Source organism: Mycolicibacterium aurum, from assembly GCF_900637195.1.
Lineage (GTDB): Bacteria > Actinomycetota > Actinomycetes > Mycobacteriales > Mycobacteriaceae > Mycobacterium > Mycobacterium aurum.
In genome coordinates, this window is record NZ_LR134356.1 from 5,861,779 (window position 1) to 5,883,825 (window position 22,047).

Below are 22,047 nucleotides of genomic sequence, written 5' to 3' on the forward strand. Positions count from 1 at the left end.
CTGTCGCTGGGTCAGTGGTGGTCGTCGTGGACTGCGTGATCGCCATCGTCGGTGATCAGTGGGGCGGTGAGGATCTGGCGTTGGTCGACCACGTCCTCCAGGGCGGCGACCCAGTGGTCGTAGTACTCCCACTCACCCCGCACCGGTTCCGGAGCCGTTTCCCAGGCACCGATGGTGTCGATCAGGTTCTGCTGGAACTCGCTCCAGGGATAGTGGCCGAACTCCGAGAGCGCCAACGCCAGTCCGAACGCCCGGCGCTGCCATTCGTGATCGAAGGAGGGCGCGGCCTGGTCGGTGGTGCAGGTGTTGTGCAGTTTCATGCGCTCTTTCCTGCCAGGGCGACGCCCATCATCGATTCGGTGGTGACCAGGTCCATCAGCTGCTCGTCGGTGAAACCCTCGGTGCCCGAGGGGCGTTCGGGAATGACGAACCATCGCGAGTGGCCACTGGAATCCCAGACCTTGATCTCGGTCTCGTCCGGCAGCGGCACACCGACCTCGGCCAGCACCGCACGCGGTTCGCGCGCCGCGCGGGCGCGGAACACCGGATCCTTGTACCAATACGGCGGCAGCCCGAGCACCGGCCACGGAAAGCACGAGCACAGGGTGCAGATCACCAGGTTGTGCACACCGGGGACGTTGGCGACAGCCTGCAGGTGCTCGCCCTCGGCACCGGCCATCCCTTCGGGCAGATCCAGCTCCTCCAACGCCGCCGGGGTGTCGACCACCACCCGGGCGGCGAAGTCCGGATCGGTCCACGCTTTGACCACGATCTTCTGGCCGTTCAGCGGCGTCATCTCCGACTCGAAGTAGGCCAGCACCTTGTCCACGGTCTGACCTGTGATGACCCCCTTCTCGATCAGCAGACGCTCCAGCGCGTGCACACGGGCGGCACTGGACTGCTCGCGGTCGGACGGGTAGGCAAACTGATCGGTCACTGATCCTCCTCGACGGGTTGGAGATAGGCCTCGAATAGCTCGGCGTAGACGGTGTTGGCGCCGGGTTCGGCGCGGGGGCCCCACAGTTCGTCCGGGGTGAACTCGACGATGTAGATCGGCATCGGGTCGCCGATCCCGTCACCGGTGTGGACGAAATAGCCGTAGTCGCCCTCGAAGATGCGCGTCACGGTACCGAGCCGGGCCCGCAGGTAGCCCGGCAGGCGGGTGTGGTCCCCGGCGGGCAGATCGGCGATACGCACCGTCTGGCCGACGGTGAACTTCGGGTGCGCGACGTCGCGGCGCGGGCTGTCGCCGCGGCGCAGGTAGTCGATGACCTGGTCGTCGATCGCGGGATCACCGGACTCGCCCGTCGCCGGCTCGGATGCGTTCAGCAGCGCGCTGATCTCGTCCTCCGACACATAGCCGTTCTCGACGAAGAACGCGCTGATGCCACCCAACCACTTCTCGTAATAGCGAAACTTGAAGTAGTCGAACGGGTTCATGCCCTCGGCGCCCGTGCGCAGCGATGCCCACGTCCATTCGTCGCGGAACTCCGTCGGCACGTCGGCGATCGGGTATTCCGGTAGTGCAGATCCGAGGTGGTTGCTCAGGCCCATCATCGCGACGTGGATGCCGAAGATCCGCTTCTCCCACTCTTCGACGAAGACGCGCTTCTCCAGAGTCAACGGCTGGGGCAGGCCCTCCAGTCCGCCGAGGTAGTGCTGCAGTCTCATGCCGGTGCTCCTTCCGTGCCGGGTTGGCTCGCAGGAGCCGAACTTGTCATCACTTTGGCCAGATACTCTGACGCGATTCCGAAGGTCGCGCCCAGTACGCAGGCGCACGCGGCCACCAACCCCGGATGCGAAATGGTTGTCGCGGTGACCAACTGGCCCGTTCCCGCGACCGTCGACACCGTCGACGCGAATCCGACCACCACAGCCGGTGTGGTGGAGAGCAGTCCGACCCAGGACGCCTGGACCATGAGGGCGCTGCCGACCCCTACGGCTATCGCGGTGAGGGTGAGGCCGCCACCGAGCAGGTGCGCGGCGTAGAGACTCGCGGACGCGATCACGACACCCACGAGATTGGATGCCACCGAGCGCACCCAGCCGGCCGGGCCACCGCCGACGAAGAAGAACGACGCCCATGCCAGGAAGACCACCCAGATCGGGACGGTCACCAACGTCGCGGTGAATGCCACCGCAACCCCACCGAGCACGCCTATGCTCAGTGTCAGCGCAGATCGCGAATCCATACAGTTCCACCTTGCTTTGTCGGGTATGCGAACAACGTTGAGCGCAAGGTGTTTCCGGCAAGTAACCGATGCTTTGCGGCTGATCGCCGGCGTGGACATCTTTCACGCAGAACCGGACATCGCCAGGTGCGGCCGACCGAGACGGACAGGACTTGAGAAAATCCGGACATCGGCGCGCACATTGGCCGCAGGTGGCGGCACGCTTACCCTATGTGTCACGAGCAGGACCGCCGGCCGCGGCACATCGCGGTGCTGGTGTTCGACGGCGTGCGCACACTCGACGTCGCCGGGCCCCTTGAAGTGTTCGACGTGGCGCGGTCCCTGGGTTGCGCCTACACGGTGACGCTCTACTCGAGCGCGAATTCCACGTCCGTGCAGTGCTCTTCGGGTCTGACGTTCGATGCCAGGCCGGCCTCGACGATGCCGGCGGACATCGACACCCTGATGGTGCCCGGGGGTGACTGCCTGGTCACCGACGGCGTTCCGCGCCATCTTGAGGACGTGCTCCGTGCGCATGCGGGCGGCGCCCGGCGCGTCGCCTCGGTCTGCGCCGGGTCGTTCGCCCTCGGCGCGGCCGGCCTGCTCGACGGGCGGCGCGCCACCACGCACTGGCGCCATCTGGACACCCTGGCAGCCAGGCATCCCTCGTCGCGGATCGAGCACGACTCGATCTACACCCGCGACGGTGCGGTGTGGACCTCCGCCGGTGTCGCAGCGGGTATCGATCTGGCGCTGGCTCTGGTCAGCGACGACCATGGCGCTGCGGTCACCCAGGAGATCTCGAAGGACATGGTGGTGCTCAGTAGACGGATGGAAGGTCATCCGCAGATCTCGGTCGCCGCCAGGACGCCGCGCCCCAAACACCCGGAACTCGAACGCCTGCTGGCCACGGTCAACGCGGATCCGGCCGCGCATTACGACCTCGACACCGTGGCCGCGAAACTCGGCATCAGTCCGCGACACCTGTCCAGGCTGTTCAAAGGCCAGGTGGGGGTGACGTTGCGCCAGTACGTCCACGAGGTCCGCCTGGAGACCGCGGTCGGCCTGGTGCTCGGCGGCGAGTCGTTCCACGCCGCGGCCCGGCGCAGCGGCCTGCGCGACGGCGCGATGGTCCGGGACTATCTGTCCGCGCACCGGCTGGAGGCCACCAGCGCCTAGCGGCCCGTCACTGACCGATTCCCGTGGTGCGGAACCGGGTTCGGTAGGTTCCGGGCGATATCCCGAGATTCCGACGGAACGTGCGCCGCATGGTGTCGGGGGTACCGAAGCCGGCGCGTCGCGCCACCGATTCCTGACTCTGGTCCCCCGTTGCGAGCAGGACCTTCGCCGCCTCCAGCCGTGCCTGTTCGACGAACCGTGCCGGCGTCATCCCGACCTGGTCCCGGAACACCCGGACCAGGTGCCGCTCGCTGACCGCGGCACGAGTCGCCATCGACGCGATCGAATGGTCGGCGCCGGGGTCGGTGATCACGGAGTCCACGATCGCGCGCAGACCGCCGGTCACCGGAAGTGCCGATTCGGCCCACACGCTGAATTGCGCCTGGCCCCCGGGACGCTGGAGGAACACCACCATCCAGCGCGCCACCCGCCGCGCCACGGCCGGTCCGTAATCGCTTTCCACCATGGCCAGGGCGAGGTCGATCCCGGCGGTGATCCCCGCGCCGGTGATGAACGGACCGTCCTGAACGAACAGGGAATCCGGGTCCACGATCACCTTGGGATAGGTGCGGGCCAGTTCCTGGCAGTGCGCCCAATGCGTGGTTGCCCGGCGACCGTCCAGCAGGCCGAGGGCGGCGAGCACGAAGGATCCCGTACACACCGAGGCGACCCTGCGCGCCCGCGGCGCGAGACGGCGCACCATCTCCAGCGCATCCGGGACCGAGTCGGGCGTGGGCTCCTCCGGGATGTCGTGCAGGCCGGGGGTGAACGCGAAGTCCGCCGGGACACCGCCGGGCACGAGCAGCGTGTCGATCGACTCGGGCACGTCGGCGAGGGCGACGTCGACGTTCAGCGTCGCGAAAGCCGTTGTGCCGACGGGCTCGCCCGCCGGAGAGGCCAACAGCACCGTGTAGCGCGCACCGAAGTCGTTGGCGCGAGCGAAGATCTCCAGAGGTGCGGCCACGTCCTGCAGGGTGACCTTGTCATAGAGCGCGAACACCACGATTCTGTCGCTGACCACCGACGACGCACTCATTGTGGCGATCAATGTAGCCCGGCTCTGTTACCGCCAGGTTGCACTTCGCCGCGGCGCTGTCACGGCCGCGACGGGAACGCGCGGCGGCACACCAGCACGACACCGAGTCCGGTCGCGATCAGGGCCAGCGCGATCCACGGGAGGACTCCGAGGTCGGCGACGTCCAGCAGCGCCGCGCCGATCGCGGCGCCCCCGCCGATGCCCAGATTGGCGCTCGCGTTCACCCAGGCGCCCGCCAACTCCGGTGACACCGCCCGGGCGCGGACGGCGCATGCCTGATAGATCGACGGGACGCCACCGAAGGCCGCATTCCACACCGCCGCCGCGAACACCACCCATCCCAGCGACGGCGGGGCCGCCCCGAGAATCAGCAGCCCGAGGATCACGATGGACAACACCACCACCGCCGTCAGCCGTGGGTTTCGGTCCAATGTCCTGGCAGTACACCACAGTCCGACGAACCCGCATGCGCCACAGACCAGCAGCAGCGGGCCGACGAGAGCCGGACTCAGCCCGGAGGTCAGGAACAGCAGGCTGATGAACGTGTAGACGGTGAACTGTCCGAGATAGGTCAGCACATTCGCGGCGACCACCGCCGCCAGCTCCCGGCGCCGTCCCGAGCCGGTTCCGCCGGGACGATCGCCGGGAACACCCGGGAGGAAGCGCGCGACCAGCAGCAGGATCGTCACCGCCGCGCATGCCAGCGCCGCGAACGAGAGCCGCCATCCGAGGGCAGTGCCGAGTGAGGTCGAAAGTGGCACGCCGAGAACAAATCCCGCTGACGCTCCCCCGGTCGCGATCGCCAGCGCCCTGCCCACATAGGCGCCGGAGACCAGCCGCGGCACGTACCCGATGCACAGTGAGAAGAACAGGGCGTGGGTGATGCCGCCGACCACCCGGCCGGCGGCGACGACCGCGAAAGCCGGCGCGGCGGCGACCATCGCATTCGACACCGCATAGCCCACCAGGGTGAGCAACAGCAGGGGCTTGCGGGCGAACCGGGTCGTCACGATGGTGAGGGGCACCGCGAGAGCGGCGACCATGACCGCATAGAGGGTCACAAGCAGACCCGTGAGTGACGCCTCCACTCCGAAGCTGTCACCGATCGGGGTCAGCAGCCCGACGGGCAGCACTTCGGTGGTGACGGCCAGGCAGGACCCGGCGGCCAGCGACAGCAGCGCCGGCAGCATCGGCCGCAGACCCGCCGCCGCGCCGCTGCCCTCGATCCGGGTCGAACTCCCCACTATCGGTAATATACTCAGGCATCGAGTTAAATCAACGGAGATAGTGGTGTCATGCCTGACGGGCCCGGATCCGCTTCACAGGTGCGCTGGTACGGCGCCGCCAAGGTGATCGGTCTCGTGCGCTCGGAGCCCGGCGTCACCCGCGCGGCCGCCGCCCGACGACTGCGCATGAGCAGCGGGGGCGCGGCCGACCTGATAGCGCGACTGCGCAGGGAGCGTCTGCTCGACGAAACTCCCGCTCCCGCACAGGGCCGAGGCCGACCGACCACAATTCTCGGACCGCATCCGGAGGGGCCGGTGGTGCTGGCGGTGGAACTGCGGTCGCGCGACTGGCGGCTGGCGCAGGCAGGCCTCGACGGTGTGCCGCACGTACTCGCCCAGGGCAGGCAGGGCCGGACCGGACAGGCACGTGTCCTCGACGACGTCGCGGACGAGATCGCCGCCGCTTACCGGCACATGGCCGGCCGGGTGCGTGCGGTGTCGGTGTCGGTCGCGGGCACCCTCAGCGATTCACGTCTGGTCCAGTTCACCACGCGAGGGTGGCGCGACGTCGACCTGACGGCGCTGACGGCGCGCCTGCCGCGGTCCGCGGCACTGCCACTGGTCCTCGGCAACGACGCCACGTTGTCCGGTCTCGCCGAGACCCGAGCGGGCTCGGCCCGCGACGCCCGCACGGCGCTGCACCTGATCGTCCTCGTCGGGCTCGGTGGAACGCTGGTCGTGGGCGGAGAGCCCGTCACCGGCTCACACGGCGCCGCAGGCGAATACGGGCACATTCCCTTCGGAGAACCGGACCTGGAATGCCCGTGCGGGGCCAGGGGCTGCTGGGATCTGACCGTGGACGGTCGTGCGCTGGCCCGCCATCTCGGGATCGCGCCGCCGTCCGACCCGGTGGCCTATGCCCGGCGATTGCTCTCGGCGCCAAGGACACCCGCGATACAGGCGGCATTCGATACCGTGGCATCCTCGCTGGGGCGGGGCATCGCGGGGCTGGTCAACCTGCACGACCCCGACATCGTCACCCTTGGCGGACTGGCTCCCCCGTTGCGCGATGCGGCGCCCGGGCCCTTCGACGACGCCTACCGAGGCGGGCTGATGACGTTCCGGAAGTCCGGGGCTCCCCCGGTGCGCGACGGACTGCTCGGTGAGGATGCGCCGTTGCACGGCGCGGTTGCCATCGCGCTGGACCGGATCACCACCGAAGCAGCCCTTGCCGATTGGGCTGCGCGGCGGGGGTGACGCCTCAGCCCTGGTCGCGCAGAACCCCGTCCCAGCTGTCGACGAGTGCACCCGAGGCGGTGACAAGGCCCAGATGCAGCGAGACCATGGACAGCGCAGCCGCCTCCAGTGTGGTGTCCGTTCCCCGCACCAGGTCCTGCAGGACCGTCACCCGGTAGCCGAGGTTGGAGGCGTCGAACGCGGTGTTCAGTACGCAGCAGTCGGCCATGATGCCGTTCAGCACCACCGCGGTCACCCCCATCTGCCGCAGCAGGAAGTCCAAATCGGTGGGGTAGAACGCCGATAGGCGTTTCTTGCCAGTGACCACCTCGTCGTTCGGTGCCACCTCGGTGACGAACTCGGTCCATCGGCTGCCCTGCAGCGCATGCTGGTCGGCGCCGGGGATTGCACCGACATACTTCGGGAAGGTCACGCGCCACGCGCTGCTGCTGATCCCGTTGACGTCATCGGCACCGGAGGCCCGTAGTTCCGATCGGGCATGGATGACGGGCACACCGCGGTCACGGGCCGTGCGGTGGAATTCGTCGATGGCCGTGACGATGTCCCGACCCCGAGGTGCCGGGCACGGGCATGCCGGATCGGTTGACAGGTGCCCTTCGTGCATGTCGATCGAGACGACGGCGGTGCGCCGCGGATTCAGCCAGTCGGCGAACTCACCCGCCGGATCGAGTTCGTGCGCTGCCCCGTAGACGAAGTGACTGTTCATGATTCACCGGATCCGGCGGGCTCGTGGGCCTGCACGGTAGCGGCCGCCTTCGCCCCGCGTCGTTCCAGCAGCGGCCGGGCACAGATGTCGATCAGGATGTGCAGCGTGAGCAGCAGGATGATGCCGAGCATCATCGGGGTGTCGATCAGACCGGCGATCTGCGGAGGCAGACCGGCGATGATGTCGTCCGGAATCCACTGGGCGCCAAGGGACACGATGAAGGAGGTGGCTGCCACCGCGACGTTGAGATCGTCCCACTGCACCTTCTGCAGCATCTGCACGCCGCTGATGGCGATGATGCCGAACAGGATGGTCGAGGCCGCGGCCAGCACCGTTCCGGACAGGCCGGCGATGAACAGGCTGATCTGCGGCAGGAAGGCCAGTGCCAGCGCGAAGATTCCGGCCGCCATCGTGCCGAACCGGCTCCCGATTCGGGTGATGCGGATGATCCCGACGTTCTCCGGATAGGACGTGGTCCCGATGCCCCCGAATGCGGCTCCGACTGTCGACCCGAGGAACTCGGTGAACAGACCGCGATTGATGCGGTTGACGGTCAGTTTCTCACCGCCCCAGCCCGCGACCAGGGTGTACATGCCGATGGCCTCGGCACCGGCCTGGAAGTAGGCCAGCAGCATCAGGATCACGACCGGCCAGGCGACCGAGAATCCGAACGGGAATAAGGTGGAAGCACCGATGACGGCGGCTTGGCTGAGATCCGGCGGGAACCACAGCCCGGTCACCAGCGCCAGCACCGAGCCGATCGCGATGCCGATGACGATGGCCGCTCGTTTGAACAGCGTGTTGCCCCCGAAGATCATGCACGCGAGGATCGCCACGACGACCACCAGGCCGATCCAGAAGCTGGACCACCCGTAGGTGTCGGTTCCCGGCGTACCGAACCAGCCCGGTAGGCCGATGCTGGCCAACTGGGCACCGATGATGATGAACAGCGTGCCGAACACGATCGGGTCGGCGGCAAACCTGCGGATGTGGCCGAAGAGACCGAGGCGACCGAACGGGATCGACAGGGCCATGAAGAACAGGCCCGCCACCACCATCGAGCCGAAGGCGGTGCCGAGGTCGTAGGAGGCGGCGCCGGCCAGGATGGCCACGAAGAATGCGGCGGTCGGTCCCTGCACGATGGGCAGCCGCACGATCCGGCTCGACTGCAGGATGGTCACGATGCCGGTCAGCAGAAAGCAGGCCTGCACGATGCGGCTCACGTCTTGGGCGCCCAGCTCCAGGGTTGACCCGATCAGCACCGGGAAGATCCAGATGCCGGTCAGCGCGAGCAGGTGCTGCAGACCGAACAAGCCGGTCCTGGGCAGTGACAGCCGATCCTGAATACCTACATCCAGGACATTGTCAGCGTCAGGCCTGACTTCAGACACACAAGAATGTGTACTGCATCACTGAACCGCCGTCAACCATGGCGCACCGCGGCGATCATCGACCTTTGGCTTATTTACCAGCGTGTTACGACCGGTAATGGGAAACGGCCCCTCGCGGTCGCTCAGACACACAGGTTCGATCCAGCTGAACTTTTCGGGCGTGTATCCCTCCGCTTCCGCACCACCATCGGTGGATTGATGTCCCCACCCTTCGGGTATGACACCCGGGCACCGTTACGAATCACACGCTGATTGTCACGGTGGACCATCACGGAAGCGCGAGAGAAGGGCCGACCATGACGACTCCTGAACCCACCGACGAGACCGACGACGTGTTGAGCACGCCCGCCACCCCGGGCGCACAGGCACTTCCGACCGACGAGGAGGACAGTTCCGGCGAATAGGTGGCGCAGAGCCGGCGGGAATGAAAGGGTGCCCGGTGCGGTTGACGACCTTGCAATGCTTATATAACGTCGTTCTATAAGGCATCGCCGGGCAACGCCCGCACCCACTCGAACGACAGGTCTCGACAGGAACACCCCATGACCAACGTCGTCTTCATCCACGGACTCTGGGTCTCCCACACCGCGTGGCAACCTTGGATCGAGCACTTCGCCGCCCAGGGACACCACGCCATCGCTCCGGCATGGCCCGGTGAGCACGCCACGGTGACCGCCACCCGCGAAGATCCCGCCGGGCAAGCGGGTGTCGGCATCGACGAGCTGACCGACTACTTCGCCGAGATCGCGGCGCAGTTCGACACACCGCCGGTGGTGATCGGACACTCGTTCGGCGGCCTCATCGCGCAGAAGCTGCTCGGCGACAACAAGGCAGCCGCCGCGATCGCCATCGATCCCGCGCCCGTCAAGGGCGTCAAGCCGCTGCCGATCGCACAGCTGCGTTCGGCGTCACCCGTGCTGGGTAACCCGGGCAACCGGGGTCGAGCCAAGGCGCTGACCGCGCAGCAGTGGCGTTACGCGTTCGGTAATGCCCTGTCGGACAAGGAATCCGACGCCCTGTGGGAGCAATGGTCCATCCCGTCACCGGGCCGGCCGCTGTTCCAGGCTGCCGTCGCCAACTTCGCGCCGAACTCGCCCGCACGAGTCGACACCGCCAACCAGACCCGCGGGCCACTGTTGATCACTGCCGGCACGGCCGACCACACCGTCCCCCTGGTCACCGCGAAGGCGGCGCACAAGCTGTACGGAAAGTCGGGCGCTGTCACCGACTTCCACGAATTCGACGGACGCGGACATTCGCTGACCGTCGACCACGGGTGGCGGGACGTCGCCGACACATCGCTGGCCTGGCTGGCGCACCGCCAGGTGGCCGCCGACGTATGACGGACACTCCGGCGCGCCGTCGCACCGCCAGCGCCGAGGTCTCGGCCGCGTTGCTGAACGCGGCCGAGGCCGTGCTGGACCGGGACGGCTCCGGCGGCATCACCATCCGGGCCGTCGCGCGAGAGGCCGCGGTGGCCCCGATGAGCGTGTACAACAGGTTCGACCACAAGGACGGCCTGCTCACCGCGCTGGCGATGCGCGCCCTCGACGAATTGGCCGAGGCCATTCAGAGCCCCGAGGACGAGGACGGCGCCGAACGCTTCCGCCAGGCCTGCCGGGCTTACCGCGACTTCGCCCTCGCCCACCCCGCGCGCTACTCGCTCATCTTCGCCAGCGGAACCCCGCTCAGCGATCAGACCAGCGCCGTCGCCGGGCGAGGGCGGGCGGTTTTCACCGTCCTGGCCGATCTGATCAGCGGGCTGCCAGGCGGCGGGGCCCCTCACGATCCTTGGGAGTCCGCGCAATCCGTGTGGAGCGCGATACACGGAGCCGTCAGCATCGAGCAGGTCGGAATCGGCCAAACCGAGGACGCCGCAGCATCGTTCGAGAATCTTCTCGACCTGCTCATCACTGGTCTCTCCCGCGGTGCGTCCGGGCCATGAGCCGCTCCAACTCGGCCACGGGCGCGGCGGCACCGAGCATGTTCACGATGGTCTGCATCGGCATGGACCCCACCATCTGCAGCAGATCGGGCGTGGCGCTGGGTCCGCCCTCCCCGGCGGAGGACGCGGCCGCCACCTGCGCGAGGAACTCGGCACCCACCACCGGGTGCGTGCACCACTCCTGCACCGTCGACTCCATCGTGAGTTCGATGGCCAGGTGGTCACCGGTGAGCGCGACGGACTCCTCGAGCGTCACGGTCGCCGAATCGCGGCAGATCTGGACGACGTAAGTGCCCGGGGTGACCACCCAGTCCGCATGCTCGACATCCCAGTAGGCGAACGCACGTCGACCCAATTCCAGTGACACTGTGCGTGACTCGGCCGCATCGAGCTCGACCTTGGCGAAGGCGCGCAGTTCGCGTGCCGGCCTGCGCACCGGTCCGTGCGCTGCGGCCACGTACACCTGGACCACCTCGCTGCCGGCACGTTCACCGGTGTTGGTCACGGTGACCGTCACCCGGGCGGTGTCGTCACCGGTCACTTCGACGGTCAGGTCGGTGGTGGCAAACGTGGTGTAGGACAACCCATGTCCGAACGGGTACCGCGCGGGCACAGCGACCGTCTCATGCCACCGGTAGCCCACCATCACCCCCTCGCCGTAACGCACGTGGCCCTGCTCCCCCGGAAAGTTGACATAGCAGCACGTGTCGGCCAGGCGGACCGGGATCGTCTCCGCGAGCCGGCCCGAGGGATTGGCGACGCCGAAGAGCAGGTCCGCCAGCGCGCTGCCACAGGCCTGGCCGAGCAGGAAACCCTCGAGGATCGCGTCGACGTCGTCATGCCAGCCCTCCAGGGACACCACCCCGCCGTTGGCGAGCACGACCACCGTGCGTGCAGCGGCCGCGGCGACGGCACGGATCAGCCGGCGCTGCGTCTCGGGGAGCTCCAGTGCCGTCCGGTCGAATCCCTCGGACTCGTCGGCATCGGCAAGCCCGGCGAAGACCACAGCGACGTCGGAGTCAAGGGCCACGACCGCCGCGTCCAGCAGTGCCTCCGTGTCTGCGGTCCCGTCGAGGGAGAACCCCGGCGCGAAGTCGATGACGCAGTGCGCCGCGTCGGCCGACACCCGGAGGGCATCGAGCGGGGCATCGACCCGGGTGGCGTTGACATGTGAGCTCCCGCCTCCCTGGAACCGAGGGTTCCGGGCGAACTCACCGATGACGGCGATCCGGGTCCCGTCGCTCAGCGGCAGCGCCGCGCCGTCGTTCTTGAGCAGGACGGCACACTCGGTCGCCAGTTCGCGGGCCAGCGCGTGATGCTCATCGGCGTCGAAATCGACGGCGGGGGCCTCGGCGAGCCTGGCCAGTGTGACCACTCGGCTGACCGCCGCGTCGAGGTCCTTCTCGTCGAGCTCTCCGGCACGGACGGCGTCGACGATCCGTTGCGCGCTCCTGCCCCCGGTTCCGGGCATCTGCAGGTCCAGCCCGGCGCGCACCGAGGCGACGGGGTCGTGGACGGCTCCCCAGTCGGAGACCACCGACCCGGCGAATCCCCACTGGTCGCGCAGCACGTCCGTGAGCAGCCAGCGGCTCTGCGCGGCGTACACCCCGTTGATCCGGTTGTACGAGCACATCACGGTGGCGGGATCCGCGTCGACGACCACCCGCTCGAAGGCCGGCAGGTAGATCTCCCGCAGCGTGCGCTCATCGACGTCCGCGCTGATCCGCATCCGCTCGGTTTCCTGGTTGTTGGCCGCGAAATGCTTCACCGAGGCACCCACGCCCTGGCCTTGCTGGCCGCGGACGTGCGCCGCACCCAGCACGCCTGCCAGCAGCGGATCCTCCGAGTAGTACTCGAAGTTGCGCCCGCACAACGGCGACCTCTTGATGTTGATCCCCGGTCCGAGCGCCACGTGTACGCCCAGCGCTCGGGCCTCCCGCCCCACTGCTGCGCCGAGCCGTTCGGCGACCCGCGGGTTCCAGCTGCTTCCCACCGCGACGGCCGGGGGAAAGCAGGTCGCTGGTGTGCTGTCGTGGAGTCCCAGGTGGTCCGATGCCCCACTCTGGCGGCGGATACCGTGCGGGCCGTCGGTGAGCACGATCGACGGTATGCCGGCGTGATCGACCGGCACCGTGGACCAGAAGTCCCGGCCACACACCAGTGCGGCCTTGTCTTCCAGGCTGAGCGGGCTTGTCGTCGGCACGGGACCTCCTCCGGGTTGACTACCTCCACTGTTCCAGTAGTCGGCGCGCGGTCCGGCGACGGATTCCGTAGCGCACATACCCGGGATTGACGTTCGCGTAGATTTCAACGGCCGGTCGGCTTTCCAAAAGCACTGGCAAAAGCCAACTGTGAGAAAGAGTAAAGAATCCCCACTTGCTTCGGATTTCGTACTAACCTGGTCGATGGTTGAGCTTGCAGCCCACGGACACGCCATGGCGGCGCGGCGCGGCAGAGCTCGGATGCCCGGCCCGCCCAGCCGTGCGGCGCGTCTCCACCGCCATCTTCAACGGAACTTGGGTGACAGATATGTTCGCCGCTGGTAGCGATTCGATGTACCGCACCGCAGAAGCCTCAACCGAAGACACACTCCGATGTGGCCGGGCCACGTTCGCCGTCCGCCAGTGCTCGCCGACGCGCGCCGCCGTCGGTGTCGTCGGCGAGATCGACGCCGTCAACGGCCGCGCCCTCGGCCGCTACGTGGAGCGCCACACCAGGATTTCCAAACAGCTCGTACTCGACCTTCGCGCCGTCGACTACTTCGGCTCCCAGGGATTCACCGCTCTGTACTTCATCAGCGTGCACTGCACCCGCAGCGATGTGGACTGGGTGATCGTCGGCAGCCACGCGGTATGTCGCCTGCTGTCGATCTGCGATCCCGAGGGCGAACTCCCTTTGGTCGCCGACCTTTCCTCGGCGCTGGACCGACTCGACCGCTGTGCCCAGGTCCGTCCGCAGATCATCTGGTCGGGACGCGCCGGATGGCACGCCGGGCCTCGCCGCCGTGAGGCCGACCACCACTCCGTCTGATCCGTTCGTGCCGGTTAGGGTGGGCTGACAGACCACGGAGCACGAAGGAATCGATGACAGACCTGCTCGACACGGCAGCAGCGGGTCATGGCGTCGTGTCGGCTTTCCAGCGGGTGGTGTCACTGCCCAGCGAAACCGTTGTGGGCTATGAGGCGCTGGCACGGTGGCCGGACCTCGACGGACTCACCCCCCTGCACGTGTTCGCGCATGCCGTGGCGGAGGGCAACCTCGACGAACTCGACCATGCGTGCATCACGGCGGCGGCCCGCGGCGCGCTCGCGGGTAACTCGTCGGACGGAATGTTGCTCCTGGTCAACTGCGAACCCACAGCCGCCGATCTCGACATGACCGTCGACTCCGCGCTGGCCGATGCGGCCAGGTCCTTCCACGTCGTATTCGAGTTGACCGAGCGCGGACTGCTGACCGACCCCGGCGCGCTCCTGCGCAAGGTCGCGTACCTACGCTCTCGCGGTTTCCTGATCGCGCTCGACGATGTTGGGGCGCATCGCGATTCACTGGCGCTGCTCGACATCGTGGCGCCCGACATCGTGAAGCTGGACATGGGACTCGTGCAGCACCAGCCGGACCGTATCCAGGCGCGCACGGTGGCAGCGGTGATGGCGCATCACGAACGCACCGGGGCGTTGATCCTGGCCGAGGGGATCGAAACCGACGAGCATCTGGAGCAAGCCCTCGCGTACGGTGCCACCCTGGGGCAGGGTTACCGCTTCGGGCATCCAGGCGAACTCGACACCGCCCCGGACATCTCCAGCGTGCCGCACTGGCAGCGCTCGACACCCGAGGCCACCGGCCCGTCGATCTTCGATCTGATGGCACCCGGCCTGACGACCAGGGTGGTGCGCAAACGCACACTGCTTGAGTTGTCGCGGCACATCGAGCGTCTTGCCGAGGCCGCCGAAAGCGCCCCGATCGTGTTGACGACGGTGCAGAAGCACAGCAATTTCAGCCTGCTGACGCGTCGGCGCTACACCACTCTCGCGGAACGCTCACCGCTGGTGCTCGTTTTCGGAGTGGGCGTTCCCGACGAGCTGGACCCCGACGTCCGGTGGGTGGACATCGCGGCGGACGACCCGCTCTCCACGGAGTGGACCATCGTCGTCCTCGGACCGCACACTGCGGCGGCGTTGATTGCCCAGGAACAGTTTCCGCCGGACTGCCCGCTGTCACTCTCGGACGGCGAGCGCCGCTTCGAGGCGGCCATCACCTTCGACCGCACCCGGGTGACGCGGGCGGCGCGCATGTTGATGACGCGCCTGGCACCGCACGGTTAGCTCGCGGCCCGGCGGAAGTCGCTGGGGTTGACACCCCGGACGCGTTTGAACGCGGCACTGAAGCCGAACGGGTCGTTGTAGCCCACGGCGCGGGCGATTTCGGCGACAGTCGCCGCCTGCTGCTCGACCAGCAGGTCCGCCGCGAGTGTCATGCGCCAGCGGGTCAGGTAGGTCAGCGGCGGTTCGCCCACCAGGTCGGCGAACCGCTTGGCCAGCGTCGACCGCGACACCCCGATGCGGTCGGCCAGCGCGGACACCGTCCAGGCCGCCGCAGGCTCGGCGTGGATCAGGCGCAGCGCATCTCCGGCGACTGGATCACGCTGGGCAGCCCACCAGGCCGGCGGCTCGCCGCCCGGTCGATCGAGCCACTCCCGCAACGTGCAGACCAGCATCCAGTCCAGCAGCCGGTCCAGCACCACCTGCTGGCCAGGGGCGTCGATGGCGACCTCGGCGGCGAGGTGGTCGAGCACCGCGTCACCGGTGCCCCCGGCCTCGACCCGCAGCACCACGGGAAGAACGTCGAGCAAGCGGCGGCTGATCTCTCCGCGCACCGGATAGGCGCCGACGATCAGAGTCGTTGCGGCGCCGGTGTTGTCACCGGGATCGTGCCAGCCCAGTCGGTGCCGGGTGCCGCCCTGCTCAGGCGTCGCGCAATCCTCACCGCACGCGATCGGCTCCGCCCGCGTGTCCAGTGCGTCGACGAAGGTGAACGTTCCCGGGCCTCGCACCACGACCGTCTCGTAGGCGTTCAGCTGCTCGGGTGCACCGTGCTCCGGCACGATCCAGCCCGACCCGTGGAGAACCGTGCACAACGTCAGCGGCGCGCCGTCGACGAAGTGCAGGGCCCATGGTGGCGACAACGTCGAACTGCCGAACAACGAGCCGTGCGCACGAACACCGCGGAACAGGTCCCCGAAGACATCCACCCACGAGACGTTAGACGAATAGACATGCATTTCGGGCTGTCACCCATGGAATACTCCGAAATTGGCGCGTTCAATTGACGTCATGAGCACCGACACCATTCTCGTCCTCGGCGCCACCGGTAAGACCGGGCGCCGGATCTCCGCCCGCTTGCGGGTGCACGGCACCCCGGTGCGCGCCGCGTCCCGATCCAGTGAGACACCGTTCGACTGGTCCGAGCCCGAGGGCTGGGACGCTGTCCTGGACGGCGTCGCCGCCGTGTACATCGTCGCCCCCGAGGTGGTGGGCCCGACACATGAGTTCGTCGCCCGAGCAGAGGCGGCCGGGGTTCGGCATCTGGTGCTGCTGTCCGGGCGCGGCGCCGACACCTGGGGCGACTCCACATTCGGCCGCAACATGCGTGACGCCGAGGACGCCGTCCGCGGATCGGCACTGGAATGGACCATCCTGCGGCCCAACAACTTCGCGCAGAACTTCGACGAGGAACTCTGGTACGCGCCCATCGTGGCGGGTGAACTCGCCCTTCCGGCCGGGCAGATCCCCGAACCGTTGATCGACATCGAGGACGTCGCCGACGTCGCCGTTACCGTCCTGACGGAGCCCGGTCGCCACAGCGGACGCACCTACGAACTGACCGGGCCACGTGCGATCACCTTCGCCGAGGCCGTCGAGGTGATCGCCCGGGCGACCGGTTTGCCGATCACCTACAAGCAGATCTCGCCCGACGAGTACACCGCCGCGATGGTTGAGCAGGGGCTGCCCGACGAGGTCGCACAGGACATCGCCGCGATGTTCGTGCTGATGGAACGGGGGCTCATCGCCGACACCACCGACGGCGTGGCCGGCGTGCTGGGACGGGCACCCCGGAGCTTCGAAGACTACGCCGTGCGGACCGCGGTGAAGGGAGTGTGGCAGCGATGAGCGGCGGCGCATTGACTGCCGAGGACCTCGAGCTTCTGCGGCGCCCGCTGCACGGGTTCCTGTCCACGGCCGCCGGGCCGGCCCCAGCCCAGCCCCGCCCGGTCTGGTTCGAGGTCACCGCGGAGGGCACGATCCAATTGTTCACCGGCCCAGACACTGTCAAGGTTCGTCGCCTGGCCCGAGACCCGCGTGCGTCGATCGTCGTCGCGGCACCGGTCGGTGAGGCCGAACGCTGGGTGTCGGTCGCAGGTCCCGTGACCGTGGAGGCAGACGGAGCGCACGAACTGGTGAAGCGCCTCGCGGCGCGCTACTGGGACCTCGACGACGCGCCGCGGGCCGACGCTCTGGCCGAGATGCTCGGACAGGACTGGGTGCGCGTCGTCATCCATCCCGACACGGTCGCGCGCGTCACGGCGTAGCCGGCGGGCCGGTGTCTAGGCCGCCGCGCCCCGGGCGTGTTCACGCATGGCCGTGCGGAGTCCGCGCCGCTTCCCGGTCACCGGGTCGGTACCGAATCTGTTGCGGAGATTCCGGAACTTCACTTCCGAATTGGTCTCCGGCGCATCGTCGGGCGTGCCCTTCAGATACTTGTCCGGCACCGCGAGCTTCGCGATGGTCCAGAACGACTGCCAGTACTGACGCGGCAACGAGCCCGTGGTGTACGGCAGGTCGTACTTGTCGCACAACTCCTTGACGCGTACCGAGATCTCGGCATATCGATTGCTCGGAAGATCGGGAAACATGTGGTGCTCGATCTGATAGCAGAGATTGCCACTCATGAACGCCATCGTCTTGCCTGCGTGAAAGTTCGCCGATCCCAACATCTGTCGCAGATACCACTCGGCCTGCGTCTCGGCCTCGAACTCCTCCTTCGTGAACTTCTCGGCACCGTCGGGAAAGTGCCCGCAGAAGATGACGGCGTAGGACCAGTAGTTGCGGATCAGGTTCGCCACCGCGTTGGCCTGAAGGGTGCGCTTCCAGCCGGGTCCGGCCAGCGCAGGAAAGACGATGTAGTCCTTGCCGACCTGCTTGCCGACCTTTCTGGTGATGATCCTCAGGTCCTTGCGCACTTCCGCCCACGACTTCTCGTGGCGCCGAACCTGCGACAGCTCCAACCCGTGCGCCGCCACCCCCCACTCGAACAGGGTGCCCAGCAACAGGTTGTAGATCGGGTTGCCCAGCATCCAGGGCGCCCACGGCTGATCGCGGGTGACCCGCATGATGCCGTAGCCCACATCGTCATCCATGCCGACGACGTTGGTGAACTTGTGGTGGATGTAGTTGTGCGACTTCTTCCAGTGCTCGCTCGGTGAGGTGGTGTCCCACTCCCATTCGGTGGAGTGGATCTCCGGGTCGTTCATCCAGTCCCACTGACCGTGAATGATGTTGTGGCCCAACTCCATGTTCTCGATGATCTTGCCCGCGCCCAGCATCGCCGTGCCGGCGACCCATGCGTACTTGTTGCGGCTCGCCATCAACACCACCCGGCTGCCGACCACCAGCGCGCGCTGCAGGCCGATGGCGCGGCGGATGTAGCGGGCGTCGCGTTCGCCGCGGGACTCCTCGATGTCGGCGCGGATCGCGTCCAGCTCCCGCCCGAGTGCCTCGACGTCCTCGGCACTGAGGTGGGCGTACTCCTTGAGATCGGTGATCGCCATGTCGCTCCTTCTAGATCTTGAGGGTGCAGTCGCCGGATGCCGCGGAGACGCAGGTCTGAATCCGGTCGCCTTCGCCGTGCTCCTCGCCGGAGCGCATGTCGCGGACATGCCCCGCCTCCAGCGAGAGCACGCAGGACTGGCAGATTCCCATCCGGCAGCCGAAGGGCATCTGGATACCGAGTTGTTCGCCCGCCTCCAGCAGGGACGTGGCACCGTCTGCGTCGACGGTCTTGTCGGACAGCGCGAACGTGACCGTGCCGCCCTCGCCGCCCTTGTCGGTCCGGGCGATGACGAAGCGTTCCGTGTGGAGGTTGTCCTCGACGCCGGCGTTGCTCCAGGCCGCATCGATGGAGTCGAGCATCGCCGGGGGGCCACACGCCCAGGTGGGGCGGTCCGTCCAATCCTCGACGATGTCGTCCAACGCGTCGAAATCGACGTGGCCGTCGGTTTCGGTGAACTGCAGATGCAGTCGGTAACCCGCGAGTTCGGCGTCCAATGCCGTGAGCTCGTCGTGGAAGATCACCGACTCGGCCGAGGGGGCCGAGTGGATGTGCACGATGTCGGGATGCTGGTCGCGGGCGTTGAGAGCGCGCAGCATGGCCATGATCGGGGTGATACCGCTACCCGCGCTGACCAGGAGCAGCTTTGGCGGCGGCGGGTCGGGGAGCGCGAAATCGCCCTTCGGCGAAGCCAACCGGACGATGGTGCCGGGCTCGACGCCGCTCACCAGGTGCGTGGACAGGAACCCTTCCGGCGTCGCCTTGACCGTGATCGAGATCAGCTTCTTGTCGCGGCGCGGGATCGACGTGAGCGAATAGGACCGCCAGTGCCAATGCCCGTCGATGCGCAGGCCGATCCCGACGTACTGCCCGGGTCGGTAGTCGCCGGAGAAGCCCCAACCGGGTTTGATCGTCACGGTGGCCGAGTCCTCGGTCTCCTGCTTCACGTCGACGATCTGGCCGCGGAGCTCGCGGGCCGACCACAGCGGGTTGAGCAGTTTCAGGTAGTCGTCCGGCAGCAACGGCGTCGTCGCCCTGGCCGCCAGCCCGCGTATCACGTTCACCGTGGGTGTCGTGGCGGTGTCGACCTCCTTCGCAGGTTCGACGCTCCATCGCTTCAGCTTTCGAATCGTCGATGCCACCTGTGGCTCCCATCCGTTTTCAGGCTTGCTCGTGACGGGCGTCACACTGCGCGTGGGAGGGTTATTCACCAGGATCGCGACGCGCTAAACCTTGGCGCTGACTGTGAGTCATCACTCGGTCCCGCCGGTGTAGGGATCGGCGCCCGGGGTATAGCCGGTCCGTGACCGCTACCTCCACACCCGTGCCCGAGGACCTGCGCCGGTTGGCGGAGGCACACGGGGTGGCCACCTCCTACCGCAACGAGCGCCGTGAGCCGGTGCACGTGGACGCCGACGTCGTCATCCGGGTGCTCGGTCTGCTCGAGGTCGATGCCGGGACGGAGGCTGATCGTCAGCGCGAACTGGCGCGACTCGACGACCGCAGCCGCGCCGGCGCGTTGCCACCGACGATGTCGGTGCGTGTCGACGGCCGTCCGCTGTCGCTGCCGGGCGCCGTGTCCCTGGAGGCCGAGGACGGCACCGAGATCGGGGTGCGCGACGAGCTGCCCGGTGACCTGTCCACGGGCTACTACCGGGTGCACACCCGCGACGGCGGGCAGGCCACCCTGGTCGCGGCCCCGCGGCGGGTCCCGCAGGCACCGGCGACGTGGGGCTGGATGCTGCAGCTCTACGCACTGCGCTCGGCGCGGTCCTGGGGCATCGGCGACTTGGGCGACCTACGCGAGTTCGTCGATTGGACCGCAACCGAGCACGGCGCGGGCTCTGTGCTTCTCAACCCGCTCCACGCGCCGGGACCGACGCATCCGGTGCAGCCCTCGCCGTACACCCCATCGAGTCGACGGTTCGCCAACCCACTGGCGTTGCGCATCGAAGACATCGACGCCTACCGTCGCGCCGACCCGGTCACCCGGGCGGAGGTGGACACGCTGCGCGTCTCGGCGACCACCCCGCGCATCGACCACGATCTGGTGTGGGTCGCCAAACGTGGTGCGCTGGAACTGCTGTGGAGAGCCGAGGGGCGGCCTGACCCTCTCGGCGAGCCGTCCGCGACGGAGGGGTTGCGGGACTGGGCCACCTACTGCGCGTTGGCGGAGCGCCACGGCGGACGGTGGAGCAGGTGGCCCGAGCGGCTACGCGACGTCGCTGGTGCCGCGGTGGCCGCAGCCCGCGACGAGCTGGCGCCGCGGGTGGCGTTCCACGCGTGGATTCAGCAGCAGTGCGCCGCGCAGCTGACCGCTGTCCGCACGACCGCGCGCGACGCGGGAATGGGCCTCGGGGTGCTGCACGACCTGGCGGTCGGCGTGGACGCCGACGGCGCCGACGCATGGGCGCTGGCCGACGTTCTTGCCTCCGGGGTGAGCGTCGGCGCGCCGCCTGACAACTTCACACCTCGCGGCCAGGATTGGGGTCTGCCGCCCTGGCGCCCGGATCGGTTGGCCGCCACCGGCTATGCGGCGTTGCGCGACATGCTGCGCGCGGTGCTGGTGCACGCCGACGGTCTGCGCATCGACCACGTCGCCGGGCTGTGGCGACTGTGGTGGATTCCGCCGGGCGACGGTCCGGATCGGGGTACCTACGTGCACTACGACGCCGACACCATGCTCGCGGTGCTGGCGCTGGAAGCGCATCGCGCGAACGCCACCGTCGTCGGCGAGGATCTCGGCACCGTGGAGCCGGAAGTCACGGCCGCACTTGCCGACAACGGGATGCTGGGATGCGCGGTGTCCTGGTTCACCCGTGACCAGTCCGCGCCGGACGAACCGCTTCTGGCACCTGCGAACTGGCCGCCCAGAGCAGCCGCCAGCATCTCCACCCACGATCTGCCGACCGCGGCAGGCTTCCTGCGCGGTGAACATGTGCGGGCGCGCGCCGACCTGGGTCTGCTCGACGACCCGGCCGCCGAGCAGGCCAACGCCGACAAGGAGCGGGCCGAGTGGGTGTCGATGCTGAAGGCCGAGGGACTGCTGGACTCCTCGACCGAACCCGACGAGTCGGCCATCATCGTCGCGATGCACCGGTTTCTGGCGGCGACTCCGGGCCAACTCAAACTGGTCTCGCCGTATGACGTCGTCCACGAACCCCGGCAGCCGAATCTGCCTGGGACAGTTGACGAATATCCGAACTGGCGGCTCCCGCTGCCGGTGACTCTGGAGGAGCTGCGCACCGACCCCAGGGTCGCCGAGATCACGGCCGCCTTCCGCGACTGACATCGAGGGATTGCAGCCCGAAG

The 22,047-nt window shown here is 68.0% G+C and carries 21 protein-coding genes; 9 read left to right on the forward strand and 12 right to left on the reverse strand.

The features are described 5' to 3' along the window. Nucleotides 1–11 precede the first annotated feature (11 nt). The 4 genes from EL337_RS27865 to EL337_RS27880 are packed head-to-tail and all read right to left on the reverse strand — an operon-like array spanning nt 12 to nt 2,192. Nucleotides 12–320 carry a nitrile hydratase accessory protein gene (locus tag EL337_RS27865; RefSeq protein WP_048631402.1) on the reverse strand — a complete coding sequence of 103 codons (309 nt, stop codon included), beginning with the start codon at nt 318–320 and terminating at the stop codon, nt 12–14. Further along, nucleotides 317–937 carry a nitrile hydratase subunit alpha gene (gene nthA / locus EL337_RS27870; protein ID WP_048631403.1) on the reverse strand — a complete coding sequence of 207 codons (621 nt, stop codon included), beginning with the start codon at nt 935–937 and terminating at the stop codon, nt 317–319. The genes EL337_RS27865 and nthA overlap by 4 nt, the downstream gene beginning before the upstream one ends. After that, a complete protein-coding gene (gene nthB / locus EL337_RS27875; protein ID WP_048631404.1) occupies nt 934–1,671 on the reverse strand; it encodes a nitrile hydratase subunit beta in 738 nt (245 codons plus the stop codon). Before nthB ends, nthA begins: the two co-directional genes overlap by 4 nt. Continuing rightward, nucleotides 1,668–2,192 carry a DUF1097 domain-containing protein gene (locus tag EL337_RS27880; protein WP_048631405.1) on the reverse strand — a complete coding sequence of 175 codons (525 nt, stop codon included), beginning with the start codon at nt 2,190–2,192 and terminating at the stop codon, nt 1,668–1,670. Before EL337_RS27880 ends, nthB begins: the two co-directional genes overlap by 4 nt. Before the next feature lie 210 nt (nt 2,193–2,402). Here EL337_RS27880 and EL337_RS27885 point away from each other — a divergent pair, with 210 nt between their 5' ends. After that, a complete protein-coding gene (locus tag EL337_RS27885) occupies nt 2,403–3,350 on the forward strand; it encodes a GlxA family transcriptional regulator (protein ID WP_048631406.1) in 948 nt (315 codons plus the stop codon). 7 nt (nt 3,351–3,357) lie between these two features. On the opposite strand, the gene EL337_RS27890 is transcribed toward EL337_RS27885, so the two are convergent. Together EL337_RS27890 and EL337_RS27895 are read right to left on the reverse strand one after the other, a co-directional pair. Further along, complete coding sequence (locus EL337_RS27890; RefSeq protein ID WP_048631407.1) at nt 3,358–4,386, reverse strand: GlxA family transcriptional regulator; 1,029 nt, start codon at nt 4,384–4,386, stop codon at nt 3,358–3,360. Nucleotides 4,387–4,445: 59 nt separating this feature from the next. Next, nucleotides 4,446–5,576 carry an MFS transporter gene (locus tag EL337_RS27895; RefSeq protein ID WP_048631567.1) on the reverse strand — a complete coding sequence of 377 codons (1,131 nt, stop codon included), beginning with the start codon at nt 5,574–5,576 and terminating at the stop codon, nt 4,446–4,448. Nucleotides 5,577–5,681: 105 nt separating this feature from the next. On the opposite strand from EL337_RS27895, the gene EL337_RS27900 reads away from it, so the two are divergent. Continuing rightward, complete coding sequence (locus EL337_RS27900) at nt 5,682–6,869, forward strand: ROK family protein (RefSeq protein WP_083443002.1); 1,188 nt, start codon at nt 5,682–5,684, stop codon at nt 6,867–6,869. A gap of 4 nt (nt 6,870–6,873) precedes the next feature. Here EL337_RS27900 and EL337_RS27905 read toward each other — a convergent pair whose 3' ends face one another. Together EL337_RS27905 and EL337_RS27910 are read right to left on the reverse strand one after the other, a co-directional pair. Then, a complete protein-coding gene (locus EL337_RS27905; protein ID WP_048631408.1) occupies nt 6,874–7,575 on the reverse strand; it encodes a cysteine hydrolase family protein in 702 nt (233 codons plus the stop codon). Then, on the reverse strand, nt 7,572–8,966 hold the full coding sequence (locus EL337_RS27910) for a uracil-xanthine permease family protein (protein ID WP_048631409.1): 1,395 nt from the start codon (nt 8,964–8,966) through the stop codon (nt 7,572–7,574). The genes EL337_RS27905 and EL337_RS27910 overlap by 4 nt, the downstream gene beginning before the upstream one ends. A gap of 542 nt (nt 8,967–9,508) precedes the next feature. On the opposite strand from EL337_RS27910, the gene EL337_RS27915 reads away from it, so the two are divergent. Then, nucleotides 9,509–10,309, forward strand: a complete 801-nt coding sequence (locus EL337_RS27915) for an alpha/beta hydrolase (RefSeq protein ID WP_048631410.1) — start codon at nt 9,509–9,511, stop codon at nt 10,307–10,309. Further along, nucleotides 10,306–10,911, forward strand: a complete 606-nt coding sequence (locus tag EL337_RS27920) for a TetR/AcrR family transcriptional regulator (protein ID WP_048631411.1) — start codon at nt 10,306–10,308, stop codon at nt 10,909–10,911. Before EL337_RS27915 ends, EL337_RS27920 begins: the two co-directional genes overlap by 4 nt. Here EL337_RS27920 and EL337_RS27925 read toward each other — a convergent pair. After that, complete coding sequence (locus tag EL337_RS27925) at nt 10,877–13,114, reverse strand: glycoside hydrolase family 3 C-terminal domain-containing protein (RefSeq protein WP_048631412.1); 2,238 nt, start codon at nt 13,112–13,114, stop codon at nt 10,877–10,879. The genes EL337_RS27920 and EL337_RS27925 overlap by 35 nt on opposite strands. 326 nt (nt 13,115–13,440) lie before the next feature. Between EL337_RS27925 and EL337_RS27930 the strand changes: the two genes are divergently transcribed. Both EL337_RS27930 and EL337_RS27935 read left to right on the forward strand, forming a co-directional pair. Continuing rightward, on the forward strand, nt 13,441–13,941 hold the full coding sequence (locus tag EL337_RS27930; protein WP_048631413.1) for an STAS domain-containing protein: 501 nt from the start codon (nt 13,441–13,443) through the stop codon (nt 13,939–13,941). Between the two features lie 53 nt (nt 13,942–13,994). Beyond that, the gene (locus EL337_RS27935) at nt 13,995–15,233 is read left to right on the forward strand and encodes a sensor domain-containing phosphodiesterase (protein ID WP_048631414.1); all 1,239 of its coding nucleotides are present in this window, start codon (nt 13,995–13,997) and stop codon (nt 15,231–15,233) included. Here EL337_RS27935 and EL337_RS27940 read toward each other — a convergent pair. Beyond that, nucleotides 15,230–16,159: an AraC family transcriptional regulator gene (locus EL337_RS27940; protein ID WP_048631415.1), complete on the reverse strand. Its 930-nt coding sequence runs from the start codon at nt 16,157–16,159 to the stop codon at nt 15,230–15,232. The genes EL337_RS27935 and EL337_RS27940 overlap by 4 nt on opposite strands. Nucleotides 16,160–16,241: 82 nt before the next feature. Here EL337_RS27940 and EL337_RS27945 point away from each other — a divergent pair, with 82 nt between their 5' ends. Further along, a complete protein-coding gene (locus tag EL337_RS27945; RefSeq protein ID WP_048631416.1) occupies nt 16,242–17,078 on the forward strand; it encodes an NmrA family NAD(P)-binding protein in 837 nt (278 codons plus the stop codon). Continuing rightward, nucleotides 17,075–17,497: a pyridoxamine 5'-phosphate oxidase family protein gene (locus tag EL337_RS27950; protein ID WP_048631569.1), complete on the forward strand. Its 423-nt coding sequence runs from the start codon at nt 17,075–17,077 to the stop codon at nt 17,495–17,497. The genes EL337_RS27945 and EL337_RS27950 overlap by 4 nt, the downstream gene beginning before the upstream one ends. Nucleotides 17,498–17,512: 15 nt before the next feature. Here the strand turns inward: EL337_RS27950 and EL337_RS27955 are convergent, their stop codons facing one another. After that, nucleotides 17,513–18,736: a fatty acid desaturase family protein gene (locus EL337_RS27955; protein WP_048631417.1), complete on the reverse strand. Its 1,224-nt coding sequence runs from the start codon at nt 18,734–18,736 to the stop codon at nt 17,513–17,515. Nucleotides 18,737–18,746: 10 nt separating this feature from the next. Then, entirely contained in the window at nt 18,747–19,877 is a 1,131-nt protein-coding gene (locus tag EL337_RS27960; protein WP_053086824.1) for a ferredoxin reductase, read from the reverse strand. 161 nt (nt 19,878–20,038) lie between these two features. Here EL337_RS27960 and malQ point away from each other — a divergent pair, with 161 nt between their 5' ends. After that, entirely contained in the window at nt 20,039–22,024 is a 1,986-nt protein-coding gene (gene malQ / locus EL337_RS27965) for a 4-alpha-glucanotransferase (protein ID WP_232786749.1), read from the forward strand. Nucleotides 22,025–22,047: the final 23 nt, after the last annotated feature.

Bases quoted from the DNA above. Each gene is read 5' to 3' on its own strand.
- EL337_RS27865 (WP_048631402.1), bottom strand. From the start codon at position 320: ATGAAACTGCACAACACCTGCACCACCGACCAGGCCGCGCCCTCCTTC.
- nthB (WP_048631404.1), bottom strand. From the start codon at position 1,671: ATGAGACTGCAGCACTACCTCGGCGGACTGGAGGGCCTGCCCCAGCCG.
- EL337_RS27880 (WP_048631405.1), bottom strand. From the start codon at position 2,192: ATGGATTCGCGATCTGCGCTGACACTGAGCATAGGCGTGCTCGGTGGG.
- EL337_RS27885 (WP_048631406.1), top strand. From the start codon at position 2,403: ATGTGTCACGAGCAGGACCGCCGGCCGCGGCACATCGCGGTGCTGGTG.
- EL337_RS27890 (WP_048631407.1), bottom strand. From the start codon at position 4,386: ATGAGTGCGTCGTCGGTGGTCAGCGACAGAATCGTGGTGTTCGCGCTC.
- EL337_RS27895 (WP_048631567.1), bottom strand. From the start codon at position 5,576: ATGCTGCCGGCGCTGCTGTCGCTGGCCGCCGGGTCCTGCCTGGCCGTC.
- EL337_RS27900 (WP_083443002.1), top strand. From the start codon at position 5,682: ATGCCTGACGGGCCCGGATCCGCTTCACAGGTGCGCTGGTACGGCGCC.
- EL337_RS27905 (WP_048631408.1), bottom strand. From the start codon at position 7,575: ATGAACAGTCACTTCGTCTACGGGGCAGCGCACGAACTCGATCCGGCG.
- EL337_RS27915 (WP_048631410.1), top strand. From the start codon at position 9,509: ATGACCAACGTCGTCTTCATCCACGGACTCTGGGTCTCCCACACCGCG.
- EL337_RS27920 (WP_048631411.1), top strand. From the start codon at position 10,306: ATGACGGACACTCCGGCGCGCCGTCGCACCGCCAGCGCCGAGGTCTCG.
- EL337_RS27930 (WP_048631413.1), top strand. From the start codon at position 13,441: ATGTTCGCCGCTGGTAGCGATTCGATGTACCGCACCGCAGAAGCCTCA.
- EL337_RS27935 (WP_048631414.1), top strand. From the start codon at position 13,995: ATGACAGACCTGCTCGACACGGCAGCAGCGGGTCATGGCGTCGTGTCG.
- EL337_RS27945 (WP_048631416.1), top strand. From the start codon at position 16,242: ATGAGCACCGACACCATTCTCGTCCTCGGCGCCACCGGTAAGACCGGG.
- EL337_RS27950 (WP_048631569.1), top strand. From the start codon at position 17,075: ATGAGCGGCGGCGCATTGACTGCCGAGGACCTCGAGCTTCTGCGGCGC.
- EL337_RS27955 (WP_048631417.1), bottom strand. From the start codon at position 18,736: ATGGCGATCACCGATCTCAAGGAGTACGCCCACCTCAGTGCCGAGGAC.